The organism is Streptomyces sp. NPDC059787, assembly GCF_042732315.1.
GTDB lineage: Bacteria > Actinomycetota > Actinomycetes > Streptomycetales > Streptomycetaceae > Streptomyces > Streptomyces atrovirens.
The window spans coordinates 48,123-63,121 of the sequence record NZ_JBHWHX010000026.1; the positions used below are offsets into that span (position 1 = coordinate 48,123).

Consider the following 14,999-nt stretch of genomic DNA (forward strand, 5'->3'; position numbering starts at 1 on the left):
AGATCAACAAACGGGGGATGCCCGGCCACTGCTGGCCGTGCCGTTTGTTTGAGCCGTTCGCCGTATTTCGTGGTCCTGGAGAGGGATATCGTTGGCGAGTCGCCCGCGCAGGGGATACGACGCTCCCGCGTGTGTTCGCCAGGCGTGTACATGGCGGGTGCATCCGAAATAGGGTGACCAGCAGGAACACCCCGGCCTTCGGGTCGCCACCTTTTGACGAGCAAGGACACCACTAACTGATGGCAGTGACCCAGCAGGAGATCGAGAGCCGGCTCTGGGACGCCGCCGACGAGCTGCGCGTGGCGATGCCCGAAGCACAGTACTCCTCGGTCGTCTTCCCGCTGATGTTCTGGAAGTACCTGTCGGACACCTGGGAGCACCACCATCAGGAGTTCCTGGACGAGAACGACCTGGACAGCCTCTCCGCTGAGGAAGCCCGCGAGATCGAGTACCGCGACTACCAGTCGTTCGAGATCCCGTGCATCTACCCTGGCACCGTTGCCGAGCGGCGCGCGTCCTGGTCGTCCATCCTGGCCACGATCACCCAGTCCAGCCTCGGCCAGCGGGTCCGAGCCTCCCTGCAGTCCATCGAGACGGCCAACCCTGACAAGTTCTCCCGCATCTTCGGGTCCATGACCTGGACCTCCGAAGAGGTGCTGTCAGGGGAGGTGCTGGCGGCGGTCATGCAGGCGATGGACCGCACCCCGAAGATGCACGAGGGCAACATGTCCCACGACGTGCTCGGCGGGGCGTACGAGTACCTGCTGAAGCGGTTCTCCGACGGATCCGGCACCCGCGCCGGCCAGTTCTTCACCCCGCGCGAGGTCGTCGAGCTGCTCGTCGAGATCCTCGACCCCAAGGGGCATGAGTCGGTGTACGACCCGACCTGCGGGTCAGGCGGCATGCTCATCGCCTCCGCGAACCTCCTGAAGGCCCACGGCGGCCGCGGCTACACCCTCGACCTGTATGGGCAGGAGGCCGTCTCGGACACCGCCGGTGTGGCCCGCATGAACCTCTTCATGCACAACCTCACCCAGTTCCAGGTCGAGGTCGGCGATACCCTGAAGGACCCACGCTTCAAGAAGCCGGACGGGTCCGCCGCGCAGTTCGATGTGATCCTCGCCAACCCGCCCTACAGCCTGAAGTGGAAGCCTTGGAGCAACGACCCGCGCGCCATCGGCGGCACCGCGCCGGCGAAGTCGGCTGACTGGGCGTTCGTGCAGCACATGATCGCCAGCATGGACCCGAAGAAGGGCCGTGCTGGCGTCGTCCTGCCCCACGGCGTCCTCTTCCGCGGCGGGGAAGAAGGTGCCATCCGTCGGCGAGTCCTGGACGACGACCTGCTCGAAGCGGTCATCGGCCTGCCTGCCAACCTCTTCTACAACACCACCATCCCGACCTGCGTCCTGGTTTTCCGTGCACCCGGTACCAAGGCCCCGGAGCGGCGGGACGGCGTGCTGTTCATCGATGCCTCCAAGCGGTTCACCAAGGCCAAGAATCGCAACGTCCTCACCGAGGAGGACATCGCCGACGTCGTGACCGCCTACCACTCGGCCTTCGACGCCGAGGGCAGCCCGGCGGACCCGGACGGCGAGGGCGGCCTGTCCGCACGCTTCGTTCCCATCACGGAGATCGTGGAGGCCGGGTACGACCTGAACATCGGCCGCTACATCAAGCAGGCCGCCGCCGAGCAGGAGGACTTGGGAACCCTCATCAAGGCCTACAACGTTGCCCGCGCCGAACGCCAAAAGACCGAGCAGCGGATGCTCGACGTCCTCGCGGCCGCCGGAATCGAGGGCTTCGATGAGTGACTGGCGGCAGACGACGATCGGTGAGTTGCTGACCCTTGAGTACGGCAAGCCGCTGCCCGAAAAAGCTCGGGACGGTCAAGGATTCCCCGTTTACGGGAGCAACGGCATCGTCGGTTATCACTCTCAGGCGATGGTGAAGGGACCTGGCATCGTCGTTGGACGGAAGGGTTCTTCGGGGACCGTCAACTTCAGTGAGGGCGACTTTTCCCCCATCGACACTGCCTTCTACGTGTTGGTCAAGGACTCAACCCAGATAGGAATGGAGTTCACCTACCACCTACTCGTCAATGCGAAGTTGACGGAGCTCACCACCCAGACCGGGGTTCCTGGTCTGACCCGCAGCCGGGCTTACGAGATTCGTGTTGCCTTGCCGCCGGTGCCGTTGCAGGAGCGGATCGTCGAGGTCATCGGTGCGGTCGACGACCAGATCACCGCGATCGAGGCTGAGGCTGTGGCACTGGAAGGTATGTATCGGGCCGCGACGTCTCTGCTATGGCGCACCTCTCAGGGTGATGAGGCCGAGCCGCGGCCTCTCAGCGACGTGATGCACCTCGACATCGCACGGACACCAATGGAATCGGGGACGACCTACCACCTCGCTGGAGTGCTCAACTCTGGAAAGGGCCTCGTAGACAAGGAAGCGTTCGACGGCGCGGACACCGAGTACAAGGCCATGAACGTCCTCCGGAAGGACCAGGTGGTCATGCGGAAGCTGACCGCTTGGGAGGGGCCGATCACGGTTGTCCCGGCAGAATTCGACGGGTTTGTGGCGAGCAACGAGTTCCCGACCTTCACCCTAGCCAGTGACATCGATCCGAGGTGGATGAAGCACGTTTGCCGCACGCCTCGGTTGTGGGCAGAGATGCAGAGCCGGGTCGTCGGAACCGTGCAGCGCCGTAAGCGACTCAACCCCGACCAACTCCTGATCGTGACACTGCCCGTCCCGCACCGACGTGAGCAGGAGCAGGCGGCTGATGCCCTGGATGCGGTTGAGGGGCAGGTCGCCACCCTCCGCACCGAAGCTGACCGTCTCCGCAGCGTTCGTGCCAGCCTGCTGTCGGGCCTACTGGACCGCACCATCGACATCGAGTCCGCCGAGGGGGAGGCCTGAGCCATGGCTAAGGGCATTCGGGAGCGTGAATTCCAGAACCTGATGATCCAGTGGTCCCTCCCGATGAGCTGGGGTTATACAGCGGGCAGGTCGCTGCCGCGTGAGACGACGCAGACTGTGCTCGCCGGCCAGCTGCGGGACGCCATCGTCCGGTTCAACCCCGGGGTGATCGACGGGTTCGACGTGGACGCGGTGGTCGAGGAGATCATCGCCACGGTCAACGCCGTCGAAGGCGGGCTGGTGCGGGCCAACGAGCAGGTGCTGCACCTGCTGCGCGGGCGCAAGGAGTTCCGGGACGCCGACGGCGTGTGGCACGCCCTGAAGGTCATCGACCTCGAACACCCGACCGCCAACACGCTGGTCGTGTCGGACGAGGTGACCATCACCGTCCCCGGCAAGACCTCCCGCCGGTTCGATCTCGTGTACTGGGTCAACGGCCTGCCTCTGGTCGTGGTCGAGGTGAAGTCCCCGACCGCGAAGTCCGGGTGGGCCGACGCTGCCCGCGAGATCAACGACGTGTACGCCACCGAATACCCGTGGTTCTTCACCCCCAACGTCTTCACCGTCGCCTCCGACGGGCTGAAGCTGCGGTTCGGTGCCGCCGGCGCGCCCACGAATCTATGGCAGCCGTTCCGGTCCACCGACGACGACGAGAACCTGTCCGGGCAGGCCGACGTGCAACGCTCCGTCGAGCTGCTCATGAACCCGTCCACGGTCCTGGACATGCTCGCCAACTTCGTCCTCTTCGACACTGCCGGGGGCGGGGCGGACAAGAAATACCTGCCCCGCTACCCGCAGATGGAGGCCGCGCACCTGATCCACAAGCGGGTCCTGGAGGGCGGGTCAAAGGGCCTCATCTGGCACCACCAGGGGTCGGGGAAAACGCTGCTGATGGTGTTCGCCGCCTCGCTGCTGCTGGCCGACACCCGCACCGATTCGCCCACGATCATCCTGCTCTCGGACCGGACCCAGCTCGTCCGGCAGACCTCCGGGGTGTTCACCTCCGCGATGGGCGACGCCTACTTCCACCAGCCCGTCACCAGCGCCGAGCTGCGCTCCCTGCTGGCCGACGACGTACGCGGCGTCATCTCCACGACCGTCCACAAGTTCGCCGACGCCGGCAAGAACCTGTCGATGCGGGACAACATCATCGTGCTGGTCGACGAGGCACACCGCACCCAGTCCGCCCGGTCGAAGTCCCTGGCGGGGCAGATGCGCGCAGCGTTGCCGCACGCGAAGTTCTTCGGCATGACCGGCACCCCCGTCAGGACCCTCGCCACCGACACCTTCGCCCTCTTCGGCGAGGAGAGCGACCCGGACAGGGTGCTGCACCGGTACTCGGTGTCCCGGTCCCTGCTGGACGAGGCGACCGTCCCGGTCCTGCTGGACCCGCACCCGGTCGCCTTCGAGATGAACGACCAGGAGTTGCAGGCCGAGTTCGACGAGTTCGGCGACAACTTCGACCTCGACGATCCCGACCGTGAGGCTCTGTCCCGCAAGTTCGGTCGCCTCACGAGCGTCTTCGCCAACCCTGACCGCATCCACGCGGTCTGCCAGGACATCGTGGACCACTACCTGGCCGGCGCCTACCGCAACGGTCTCAAGGCCCAGGTCGTCGCCTACAACCGTGAGCTGGCCGTGGCGTACACGGACAAGATCAACGAGCTGTTGGCGGGCTTCGAAGCCTCCCAGGTACTCGCCGAGGTCGGGAAGCACGACCAGATCACCGCCGAGGTGAACATCTCCGTCTCGGACTCCAAGGACGAAGATCCCGCCATGCGGCCGTACCGGCTCTCGGAGGTCGAGGAGGAGGAGCAGAAGCGGCGGTTCCTCAGCCCGGACGACCCGCTGTGCTTCCTGGTGGTGACCGCGAAGCTGATGACGGGGTTCGACGCCCCCAACGAGGGCGTCCTCTACCTGGACAAGCCGCTGAAGGCCCACACCTTGTTCCAGACGATCACCCGCCCGAACCGCACCTGGGTGTCCCCGACCGGGTTCGTGAAGACGCAGGGTGTGGTCGTGGACTACATCAGCCTGGCTGAAGAGGTCCAGCGGGCCGTCGCCGACCCCACCTCTGTGGCAGCCGGCAAGGGTGGCGGATTCGTCACCGACCTGACCGAGCTGGTCGCCGAGTTCCGTACGACCTTCGCCCGCATCGAAGACCTCTTCGCGGACGTGGACGGCCTGGACCTCACGGTCCACGGGTACGAGTCGGTGCGCGCCATCAACGTCTTCCTGGCTGCCGACCCTGATGCCGCCGAGGTGTTCAGCAAGGACTACCGGCTCCTGGCTCGCCTGTTCCCGCTCATCAACACCGACAAGCGGGTCGCCAAGTACCGGGACGGCTTCGGACTGTTCGGTTCCGTATACACGACCCTGTTCAAGAAGTCCTCCGACGAGGAGCGGAAGGAACGGCTGAACGAGCTGGGGCCGATGGTCCTGGAGATCATCAACGCCCACGTCCACTCCTTCTCCGTGGTCGCCTCCCAGGAGGAAGCCCTCGTCCTGGACGCCCAGGGCATCGCCATACTCAAGGAGCTGCTGGCACTCGTCCGCCCCAAGCCCGACAAGGACGACGGCGAAGAGAGGAAGCCGCCGTCCGCGGCGGAGATCCTGGACCACATCAAGGCCGCCCTCGACAAGGGCGTCGAACCGGGGTCCGCGAAGTACACCGCCCTCGCGGAGCGGATCAAGCAGCTGCGGGACCGGATCATCCAGAACGCCCAGGACGCCTTGGAGTTCCTGGCCGAAGCACTCCGGGTCGCCCGTGCCATCGTGGACGCCGAGAAGCACCCCGACGAAGCCGTCGTCGTACTGGACGACGACCACGTGGGTGTCCTGTCGCGAATCATCCACGACCACGCACCGTCCGGCCTCACCGTCACGGAGAGGAACCTGGCCGAGGAGATCGACCAAGTGGTCACCCGCACCCTCGCCCGGTCATGGGACAACGCCGACGCCCGCAACCGAGGCGCCCGCCGCGCCACCGCCGCGGTCTTCCGCCGGTACGCGCTCAAGCCGGTGGGAGAGCCGTACGACTCCACCGTCGCCTACATCGAAGCCCACTACCTCGTCGACTGACGAACGCACGGAGGCTCGGACCCTGTGGCGGTTGCCGAGCCTCATCGCGCTGCTCGGACCCTGATCTACCCCCTTAGCCGTACCTGACCAGGGAAAACAGCGAGATGCTTCTGGAGCACTAGGCTGGCTGCGAGCGCGGGGCTCGGTTGCCTGGAGGGGCACCCATGAGGCATCTGCGTGAACTGCTCATCGACGCTTGGTCATGGCTCAACTACAAGCAGGCGATGACCCACCCGACGAGGCCGGGCCTGCACGCATTCCCCGAGCTGAACACCTCGTGGGTGCCAGGCGAGGACCTGCGCCGCCTGGCGGCCTACAAGTTCCTCGCCGCTTACGACTCCAACCAGGCCGGGCAGCTCGCCTCTGTCACCGGCGACGACAAGCAGGGCGTGGAGCGCCGCGAGTTCGGCGACCCGTCCAAGCTGATCGACACCACCCTCAGCTACCTCCTCGGCTCGGAGCAGACCATCGTCGTGCCCGGCGCGGAACACGCCGACAAGGCCGGCGAGAAGGCCACCTCCGAGGCTCTGGCGGCGGCCGACCTGCAGGAGCGGCTGCGCACCTGGGCGGACAAGGAGCTTCTGCCGCTGCGGATCCAGCAGGCCGAGCGGTGCGCGGTGCGCTGCGGCGACGGTCTCTACACTCTCGCCTGGGAGCCCTCCAAGCGGCGGGTTCTGCTGCGCACCTACGACCCCGGCTGGTACTTCCCCGAGTGGGAGGACAGCGAGCAGGACGCCCAGGAGTACCCGACCCGTGTGCACTTCGCGTGGGAGCTCCCCGCCGACCCGATCCGTGGCCTGAAGGACCGCGTACGGCGCATCACGTACGAGCTCGGCCCGATCGGCCCGGCGACCGCACCGGGCCGCACCCGTGGCGGGCGGGCGATCCGCGAGCAGGTCGTCGGCGCGGAAGGCGACCCGGTGCTCATCGTCGGTGACAGCCTTGACCCGGTCACCGGCACCGTGACCCGCACCTACCCGTGGGCGCCGGGCGTGCCGTCATCGACGACGTGCTACCTCACCGACGCGGAATGGCTGCTGGAAGATCTCGGCTCCGCGAACGACGTGTTCTCCTTCCTGCCGGACAAAGCCACCTACCGGGTGCGGTCCGACGGGCAGGTCCTCGACCACCTGGACCTCATGGTGGACTTCATCCCGGTGGTGCACCTGCCGAACTCGATTCCGGACGCCGGTGAGCACTGGGGCAAGTCGACGCTGGCGACCGTTCTGCAACTGTTGGACGAGCTGGCCGCCACCGACACCGACAGCTCCTCCGCCTCCTCGACCACCGGCACACCGATCGTGGCGCTCGCCGGGGCACGGTTGCCGGTGGACCGCGTCACCGGCCAGCCGCTGCCGGTACGGGTGGAAGCCGGGTCGGTGTGGCAGCTGTCCGACACAGGCCGCATGGACAGCCTCGACACCTCCGCGCAGCTCGCCGAACTTCGTCAGCGCGTCGACCACATGCTCGACCGGCTCGCCTCCAACACCCGCCTGACCACGGCCGGTCTCGGCACCCTCGACGTGGCGAAGGTGCCGTCCGGGTACGCGCTGCAGCTCGCCCTGGGCCCGCTTGACTCCCTCGTCAGCGCGATGCGCCTGGCCCGCAACCACAAGTACCAGCTGCTGCTGCGCATGGTGCAGCGCCTGCACCAGGCCGGGCAGGAGTGGCCTGCTGGTGAGTCGCTGCCCGCACGCCTGATGTGGGGCGCGCACACCCCCACCGACCGCACCACCGTCCTCAACGACGTCGCGCAGGGCTACGAAGCCGGGGTGTTCTCCCTGGAGACCGCGGTGCGCATGCTGCAGGAGGCCGGGTACCCCATCGACGACGTCGCCGACGAGATCGAACGCATCCAGAAGCGGGCCTTCGACCAGGCCGCGCGCCTTGCGGACGCGACCGGCGACAACAGCGCGGTGCGCGAGTACCTGGGCCTGCCCGAAGCCGACCCCGTGCAGGAGGTGCCGCTGGTCGAGTCGCCCGCCGGCCAGCCCGCCGACCTCGCGCCCGCGCAGCCGCCCGGCCAGAGCACGCCCGCCGAGGACGTCGACCCCGAGGAGGGCTGACCGGCCCCACGCACGGACAGGTGCCGCGTACAGGGCTGTGGCTACACTGGTCTGCGGCGCGGGGGCGCTGCTGCTGGAGGACTGGATCCGCATGGACAGGCTGCTGCCCGACCCCCGTACGCCCGTCGGATACCGGCGCGACGGCCGCCCCGTCTACCCCATCCTCGGCGCGGCCCCCACCGACCCGGCCAACCAGCAGCCGCCCACCGCTCCCGCCCCGGCCCCGGACCCGGCTGTGCTGGCGACACCGACGCCGGACCAGGAGGCGCTGAACCGGCTGCTGGCCCGCGAGAAGCAGCAGGGCGGGCGGGCCGCGATCCGTGACCTTGTCGAGCAGCTGGGCTTCACCAAGGCCGACGAGCTGGCCGCGTTCGTACAGCAGCAGCGCGACGCGCAGCAGGCAGCCCTGTCCGACCTGGAGCGCCGCGAGCAGGCCGCCGCAGAGCGGGAGGCGACCGCGCAGCAGCGTGAGGCGCAGGCCCTCGCCCGGGAGCGGGCCGCTACGCGCCGTGCCGTCCTCGTCGGACTCGGCGCGACGGGCGCGGATCTGGCCGACGCCGAACTGCTCCTCATCGCCGACGACGACGCCGACGAGACGGCCCTCACCGAGGCCGCCACCGCCCTCAAGGCGCGCAGGCCCGAACTGTTCGGTGCCTCCACCACCACTGCCGCGCCGCCGGCCGCGCCCGGGGGTTCCCCTGCGGGCGGTCCCCCCTCGCGCGGCACGAACCTGCCCAAGCCCGGCTCGCACGGTGCCGAGATGGCCCGCCAGCGCGGGTTCCTGACGGGCTCCTGAACTTCCCACCGGCGGGGCAAGGCCGGACCTGCGGGGACCACGCCCCTCCCTTCCGTGGACGACGCCACCGGCCGGTGAGCGGACGATCACCAGCTTCGTCACGTCCACGGGAGGACTCATGACCGTTCAGCCGGTCACCACCACCCTGAACCTGACGGCCGACCGGTCCTGGCTCGCCAGCCTGCACGGAACCGATGCGGTCGACACCATCACCCTCGACATGTCCACCTTCACGTCCGGCACCCACTACGTGCCGTCGACCGACACGGACATCCCCTTCTCGCGGTTCCTGTCCGGCATCCCCGTCGGGAAGATCACCGCCTCCGGGCTGTACGGCCTGTACGCCACGGATGCCACCGACGGCCGGCAGAACCTGGCCGGGTTCGTCTTCGCCGAGGTGCTGTTCACGCCGTCGCAGACGAAGGCCCCGGCCGCGCTGCTGTGGCACGGCTCGGTGGTCACCGCGAAGCTCCCGGTCGCCGTGACCGCGGTCGACCCGTCCGCCACCTGTCAGATCCGCTTCGTGTAAGGAGGCCCTGCAGATGACTGTTCAGGACCTGATCAAGGACATCTCCGTGGCGGACCTGACGACGTTCGCTCGATACATCCCGTCCCCGGCCGACTTCCTGCTCACGCAGACGGTGTTCGCCAAGGTGTCCGTGAAGGACGTCATGTGGCGGATCAAGCAGACCGGCCGCTACGTCAACGCCGCGAAGTACCGAGCGTTCGACGCCTCGGTGCCGTTCGCGGACCGGCAGGCGTGGCAGACGTCCACGCAGGGCATGCTGCCGTCCCTCGGCCAGAAGCTGATGGTGGGCGAGGTGGAGCTGCTGCTGCAGGAAGCGGACCGCGGGCAGGACGCCTCCCGCCTGGAGCAGCTGCTGTACGACGACGTGGAGCGGCACGTCGAGGCGATCAACTCCCGGCTGGAGCTGGCCGCCGGTGACGTCCTCGTGGACGGGAAGTTCTCCCTGCAGGGCGAGAACGGGCTCACGCAGGAGGTCGACTTCGGTGTGCCGGCGGCGAACATGCCGACCGCGCCGACGCTGTGGTCCGACCCGACGTCGGACCCGATCGCGGACGAGCTGCGGTGGATCGACTACCTCGACTCCATCAGCGCGCCCATGCCCGAGCTGGTGTTCACGTCGCGGCGCGTCTACTCGTACCTGGCCGGCAACAACGCCTACAGGGCGGCCTACTACGGGAGCGTGAACCCGTCGCTGACGCCGACGGCTTCGCTGACGCCGCAGCAGATCAACGTGGTCCGCGACAACTACAGCCTGCCGCCGATCACCCTCTACAAGGCGCAGGTCCGCGTGGACGGCGTGTTCACGAAGTGCCTGCCCGACGACCGGTGGGTGATGGTGCCGCCGGACCGTTCGAAGTGGGGGCAGACCCTGTACGGCACCACGGCGGAGTCGCTGCTGCTGTCGCGGGGCGGCAACCCGCAGATCACCCGCGAGGACGCGCCGGGCCCGATCGTCACCCGAGGTGGCCAGGACGACCCCGTGCAGCTGTGGACCAAGGGCGCGGCCGTGGCCATGCCGATCATGTACTCCCCCGACTGCCACATCACTGCGAAGGTGCTCTGACATGGGACGACGACTGGCGGCATCGGTGCACGTGACGCACCCGGAGACCCGTGAGGCGCTGATCCTGCAGCCCGGCGACGAGCCGGATGAGGCCCTGACCGCGGTGATCACCAACCCGGCCGCGTGGGAGCCCGACGAGGACGAGGACGGCGACCCGGACGCCGGCACCACCGATTCCGAGGCGAAGGCCAAGGCGAAGCCCCGCTCTCAGCCGCGCAAGCAGGCCGACGAGTAACCCAGCCAGGCCCGGCGCCCCTGTTCCACGCGAGAGGGCGCTGGGCCTAGCCGCTACCTGGAAGGAGGACGCCTGTGGACGCTGCAGTCCTGGCCTGGCTCCTGGCACAGCTCGGCCCCACCGCCGACCCGACCGACCTGCAGACCCGCTACGCCCGGCTCGGAACCGCGCGAGCCGTCGCCCTGGAAGTGCTGTACGAGCGACGTGCCAAGCTGCTGGCCGAGCCGCTGCAGCTGACCGTCAACGGGATCGCCACCCTCGACCAGTCCGCCAACCTCACCGGCCTGGAACGGCAGATCGCCTCCGTGGAGGATACGACCGCACCCGACGAGCCGAACGGCGGGGACACCCTGATCATCGCCCCGCTGCAGTCGGCGCACCGCCGACGCCACCACTATCTGCCCTGGTGCCTGTGATGGCGTACGAGTTCCCGCCGCTGACGCCGGGGGATACGAACAGTGTGGCCGCCCGCGTCGCCGCGGTCCTCGACGATGCGTGGCAGCGGCTGGCCGGCCACCAGGCCGCCGTGCTTGCGGCAATCGGCGACAACGAGCGCACCCGGATGGTGGCCGACCGCATTGGACAGTTCCAGGCCGCCATCGTCGACTTCCGGCAGCGCGTAGACGCCGAGGCGCGGGCGTTCGTGACCCGGCAGCTTCCTCACTTGTACGAGGAGGGCGCGCGGGCCGCAACGCAGGCGGCCGGCGGGCGCTTCTCGTGGACGCTGATCCACGCCGAGGCGCTGCAGTCGCTGGCCTCCGACTCCTACGCCGACTTTCTGCGCCGCTCCGAGGAACAGCAGCGCATGGCGGCCGTGTTCTACCGGGCGGTACGGGAAGCCGCCCGCAAGGAGGTGCCGCAGCTGGCGGTTGGCCACACCACCGCACTGCAGGCTGCGAGGGACCTCGCGGACCGACTCGCCGCCGAACACCAGCTCACGTACGTCATCTACCGCAACGGTGCCCGGATGCCAGTACGGGCATGGGCGGAGTCGGCAACCCTCGCCAAGAGTGCGGTCGCCTACAACGCGGGCACTTTGAACCGGGCCAGCGAGCTGGGGGTTCGGTTCATGGAAGTGTTCGACGGCCGCGGGTGCGGCTGGACCCACCACAGAGACCCCGACAAGGCCAACGGCACGATCCGCAGCGTGGAAGAGGCGGCTGCATGGCCGATCTCCCATCCGAGATGCCAGCGCGCGTTCGGCCCGCGCCCGGATCTCGGGAAGCCGGCCTGAGGCGTCTCGGGGTCTCACCGTCCACGAGCGGCAAGACCCCGATGAGCAGGCACCTGTCAGCCGAGGGGCACCTTCGCGTACGACTCCCACTCGTACATCTGGTTGTCCCGGTGGATCACGATCAGTTCCGCACTGGAGATGCGGGCCTGTGCCGGTGCGAGGTCGAGGCCGACGAGGGCCTGTGCGATTGGCTCGGCAGGACCGTCTCCGGCGCTGTAGGCCACGGAGACGTGCGGGGTGAAGCCCTCGGCTTTCTCCGGGACCTCGTCGAGAACATCCCCGATGGCGTCCCGGATGGCGTTCCTGATGGATCGGACCGGGCTGTCAGGACGGACGTGGAGGAGCACTGCCTCGGGGTCGAGCACCTCCGGCCCGATTCTGACGTCGAAGGCGGAGATGGCAGCCAGCCGGTTGTGGGCCGCGTCCACGATGGCGTCGACGTCCCGTTCCTCGGTCTCGCCCACGAAGCCGATGCCCTGCATGGTCAGGTGCAGCCACTGGTCGGGGATCGGAGTGAGGATGTCTCCGAGAGGGGCCAGCGCGGACCGGTACTGGCCGGCGAGCCGGTGCACATCGTTCTGGCCCTCGAACGTCAGATGCCAGGTGTAGAAGCGGCGGCCTGCACTCCAGCCGGGCCGCCACCACCAGTGGTTCCGCATGAACTCGGGTTGAGTCGTCATAGCTCGGGATCAAATCAGGCTGGGCCCTCGCCTGGCGAGAGCACGAGGTGGCGTGGAGCGGAGTCCACGCAGAACTCTTCGATGGCTTGCCGCAGCCCAATGGCCGCGACGCCGCTGGTGTGGGACCGTCCGATGCTGGAGCGCAGTTCACCTAGGCGGCGAGTGACGGGCTCCAGGCGATGGTCCGGCGGAAGCGCGAGGACAGGCGCGAGAGCTTCGAGAGCGCCCTCCGCTTCACCGGTGGCGAGATGCGCTGCGGCTTGACTGATGTGGATCTGCGCCTCGGTGCCGTACGCCCTGACCGGCTGTCGGGCCAGAAGGGCGAGGGCGTTGTCTGCGGATCGCAACGCGTCGGCGGGGCGACCGACACGTAACTGGACGGCTGCCGCATAGTTCTCCTGCCGCGCGGGCTGGCAGGCGAAGATGCCCCCGATCTCGTCCTCACCGCTCACCGTGGTACGCGCCTCCTCCGCACGGGCGAGCGCCGCCAGCGCCTCTTCCTGCGCCCCCAGCTCGGACCAGCCGTCGGCTTCCTGGCACGCGAGCAGTACCGCGACCGTGCCCTTCGTGCGGTATGCGGCGCCCTGCCGGGCGAAGTTGATCGCCTCCCGAAGACGGCGGTCCCAGAACGCCACCTTGGAGCGGGTCGAAAGCACCCAGGCGCGCAGGTCGTTGTGCCCTGCCAGCTCGGCGCACAGCCACGCCGTCCGGCCCTGGGTGTCGGCGTCGCGTAGCTGCCCCAGGTCCGAGGACATCCAGGCGAGGAGCCCGCACAGGTATCCGGCCGCGGCGTACAGGTCTGCTGACTGACGGGGGTACTGGTGGCCTTCGAGAAGAGCGAAGACGCGGTCGCGCAATGCCCGCGTCCTGATGAAGAGGACGAGGGGATCCGAAGTGAGGTAGTCCGACGCGAGCGCACGTGTCTCGGCCATCAGCTGCTCAAGGGCGATGTCGCCGACGTTCGATGCCTCCGCCCATTGCGCCCATGTCGCGGACTCGTCGGCGGCAAGACGTACGAGTTCGGTTCTGGTCGGCTCAGGCACGGTGACGATGAGCGACGGTGGGGTCGCTTGGGCCGGTGGCTCCGTGGATGGCGCGCCCTGAATGAGTAGGCGCAGGTCTGCCTCGGGCAGCGCACGCCGGTCCTCGAGGTCCAGCAGCTCCTCCACACGGCAGGCGAAGGCCTCCGCCATGGCGGACAGGACCGAGAGACTGGGGCGACGGGAGGAAGGGCCGGGCCACTTCTCCCACTTGCCCACAAGGGATGCGTCGGCGGCGACGGACTCACTGGTGAGCCTGGTGCTTGCCTGGGTGATGCGGTCCGCTGTCTCTTGAAGCGTCCACCCAAGGGCATGCCGCCAGGCTTCCCTGGGCCGCATCCGGAAGCGGGTGCGCATCTCGACCGCGATGTCCGCGAGCGAACATCCGGCGACTGTCATGTCCTGGCGGAGGGCATCACGGTCCGCCTTGGAACCGGGTTTTGAGGGGGCGTTCATCGGCGTGCTCCCTGTGCGGTGTTGTGGACTCACGGTAGCTGTGTCGTCGCTCCACTGGGTGAACGTGATCCGGAAGAACGCGGGAACCCAGCCCAACCAGCTGTCCACAGAAGCTGATTTTCCCTGGTCAATGGGGCCGTACGTGTCCAGAAAAGTTGGTCACGGGCGCCCGTGACGCCAGCTGTCGGGCTTGGAACGGTAGAGGTACCGCAACCACCACTTCCGAGGACCCGATGTCAGCAGGCATGAGCGAAGGCGACCGGTTCAGCACGGCGGCGCTGCGCGGACGAGGCGTTGGGCCGGACAACGGCGAAGAGGTGGAGGCCGGAGGTCGGCCGCCGGCCCCGGTCCGCGGCCTTCCCCGGCGTCCGCAGCGGTTCGCGCGCAGTTGGCCGCTTCAACCGACGGCCGTACAGCTCGCTCGGATCCATGCCCGCACCTGGCTGGTGATGAGCAGATGGGCGGGAGACCAGGATGCTGCACTGCTCGCCATCCACGAGCTCGTGGAGAACGGTGTCAAGCACCCCACGGAGTCGGTTGAGGGCGCGGTCGAGCTCGGTCTGCTCATCACTGAGGAGGAGGACCTGCTCATTGACGTGTCGGATCCGGACCCGAAGTTCGCTGATTTCGATGCGGCCATCGCCGTGGAGAAGACCAGAGGTCTGGGGCTGGTGATCGCGCTGGGAGGCGCGATCACTTGGGGCACTCCTGACCCCGGCCGGGGGAAGACCGTCCGGGTCAGGATGCGCCCTGGAAAGCCTCTCGGCCTCGGTCAGCCGACTGCGACCGTCAAGTCCCCCTGACCGGTCGCCGGGCCGCTGTTGTCCAACTCCCATGGTGCTCCAACCGCTGCCCGGCGGCCTTCCATCCTCCAACCTTGAGGCTTCCCCATGCCAC

General features: G+C 68.2%; 13 protein-coding genes. 11 read left to right on the plus strand and 2 right to left on the minus strand.

Annotated features, from left to right (window positions below; all coding sequences use genetic code 11):
• Positions 1–239: 239 nt before the first annotated feature.
• The 10 genes from ACFV5H_RS23745 (at position 240) to ACFV5H_RS23790 (ending at position 11,926) form a co-directional block, all read left to right on the plus strand.
• Positions 240–1,811, plus strand: coding sequence for an N-6 DNA methylase (locus ACFV5H_RS23745; protein WP_385197154.1), 1,572 nt, complete (start codon positions 240–242; stop codon positions 1,809–1,811).
• The gene (locus ACFV5H_RS23750) at positions 1,804–2,922 is read left to right on the plus strand and encodes a restriction endonuclease subunit S (protein WP_385197155.1); all 1,119 of its coding nucleotides are present in this window, start codon (positions 1,804–1,806) and stop codon (positions 2,920–2,922) included. The genes ACFV5H_RS23745 and ACFV5H_RS23750 overlap by 8 nt, the downstream gene beginning before the upstream one ends.
• 3 nt (positions 2,923–2,925) lie before the next feature.
• The gene (locus tag ACFV5H_RS23755) at positions 2,926–6,003 is read left to right on the plus strand and encodes a type I restriction endonuclease subunit R (RefSeq protein ID WP_385197156.1); all 3,078 of its coding nucleotides are present in this window, start codon (positions 2,926–2,928) and stop codon (positions 6,001–6,003) included.
• 164 nt (positions 6,004–6,167) lie between these two features.
• Positions 6,168–8,069: a hypothetical protein gene (locus ACFV5H_RS23760; RefSeq protein ID WP_385197157.1), complete on the plus strand. Its 1,902-nt coding sequence runs from the start codon at positions 6,168–6,170 to the stop codon at positions 8,067–8,069.
• A 37-nt stretch (positions 8,070–8,106) separates the two neighbouring features.
• On the plus strand, positions 8,107–8,865 hold the full coding sequence (locus ACFV5H_RS23765) for a hypothetical protein (protein ID WP_385197158.1): 759 nt from the start codon (positions 8,107–8,109) through the stop codon (positions 8,863–8,865).
• A gap of 118 nt (positions 8,866–8,983) precedes the next feature.
• Entirely contained in the window at positions 8,984–9,394 is a 411-nt protein-coding gene (locus ACFV5H_RS23770; RefSeq protein ID WP_385197159.1) for a head decoration protein, read from the plus strand.
• Positions 9,395–9,407: 13 nt separating this feature from the next.
• Positions 9,408–10,457 carry a major capsid protein gene (locus ACFV5H_RS23775; RefSeq protein WP_385197160.1) on the plus strand — a complete coding sequence of 350 codons (1,050 nt, stop codon included), beginning with the start codon at positions 9,408–9,410 and terminating at the stop codon, positions 10,455–10,457.
• Between the two features lies 1 nt (position 10,458).
• A complete protein-coding gene (locus tag ACFV5H_RS23780) occupies positions 10,459–10,692 on the plus strand; it encodes a hypothetical protein (RefSeq protein ID WP_385197161.1) in 234 nt (77 codons plus the stop codon).
• 74 nt (positions 10,693–10,766) lie between these two features.
• Entirely contained in the window at positions 10,767–11,108 is a 342-nt protein-coding gene (locus tag ACFV5H_RS23785) for a hypothetical protein (RefSeq protein WP_385197163.1), read from the plus strand.
• On the plus strand, positions 11,108–11,926 hold the full coding sequence (locus tag ACFV5H_RS23790) for a phage minor capsid protein (protein WP_385197164.1): 819 nt from the start codon (positions 11,108–11,110) through the stop codon (positions 11,924–11,926). The genes ACFV5H_RS23785 and ACFV5H_RS23790 overlap by 1 nt, the downstream gene beginning before the upstream one ends.
• A gap of 56 nt (positions 11,927–11,982) precedes the next feature.
• On the opposite strand, the gene ACFV5H_RS23795 is transcribed toward ACFV5H_RS23790, so the two are convergent.
• Positions 11,983–12,606, minus strand: a complete 624-nt coding sequence (locus tag ACFV5H_RS23795) for a 2'-5' RNA ligase family protein (protein ID WP_385197166.1) — start codon at positions 12,604–12,606, stop codon at positions 11,983–11,985.
• A gap of 14 nt (positions 12,607–12,620) precedes the next feature.
• Positions 12,621–14,102 (minus strand): XRE family transcriptional regulator, encoded by a 1,482-nt coding sequence (locus ACFV5H_RS23800; RefSeq protein ID WP_385197167.1) that lies wholly within the window; start codon positions 14,100–14,102, stop codon positions 12,621–12,623.
• A gap of 245 nt (positions 14,103–14,347) precedes the next feature.
• Here ACFV5H_RS23800 and ACFV5H_RS23805 point away from each other — a divergent pair, with 245 nt between their 5' ends.
• On the plus strand, positions 14,348–14,905 hold the full coding sequence (locus ACFV5H_RS23805; RefSeq protein WP_385197169.1) for an ATP-binding protein: 558 nt from the start codon (positions 14,348–14,350) through the stop codon (positions 14,903–14,905).
• Positions 14,906–14,999 lie beyond the last annotated feature (94 nt).

Bases quoted from the DNA above. Each gene is read 5' to 3' on its own strand.
- ACFV5H_RS23805 (WP_385197169.1), top strand. From the start codon at position 14,348: ATGAGCGAAGGCGACCGGTTCAGCACGGCGGCGCTGCGCGGACGAGGC.
- ACFV5H_RS23795 (WP_385197166.1), bottom strand. From the start codon at position 12,606: ATGACGACTCAACCCGAGTTCATGCGGAACCACTGGTGGTGGCGGCCC.
- ACFV5H_RS23745 (WP_385197154.1), top strand. From the start codon at position 240: ATGGCAGTGACCCAGCAGGAGATCGAGAGCCGGCTCTGGGACGCCGCC.
- ACFV5H_RS23750 (WP_385197155.1), top strand. From the start codon at position 1,804: ATGAGTGACTGGCGGCAGACGACGATCGGTGAGTTGCTGACCCTTGAG.
- ACFV5H_RS23790 (WP_385197164.1), top strand. From the start codon at position 11,108: ATGGCGTACGAGTTCCCGCCGCTGACGCCGGGGGATACGAACAGTGTG.
- ACFV5H_RS23780 (WP_385197161.1), top strand. From the start codon at position 10,459: ATGGGACGACGACTGGCGGCATCGGTGCACGTGACGCACCCGGAGACC.
- ACFV5H_RS23775 (WP_385197160.1), top strand. From the start codon at position 9,408: ATGACTGTTCAGGACCTGATCAAGGACATCTCCGTGGCGGACCTGACG.
- ACFV5H_RS23770 (WP_385197159.1), top strand. From the start codon at position 8,984: ATGACCGTTCAGCCGGTCACCACCACCCTGAACCTGACGGCCGACCGG.
- ACFV5H_RS23760 (WP_385197157.1), top strand. From the start codon at position 6,168: ATGAGGCATCTGCGTGAACTGCTCATCGACGCTTGGTCATGGCTCAAC.
- ACFV5H_RS23755 (WP_385197156.1), top strand. From the start codon at position 2,926: ATGGCTAAGGGCATTCGGGAGCGTGAATTCCAGAACCTGATGATCCAG.
- ACFV5H_RS23800 (WP_385197167.1), bottom strand. From the start codon at position 14,102: ATGAACGCCCCCTCAAAACCCGGTTCCAAGGCGGACCGTGATGCCCTC.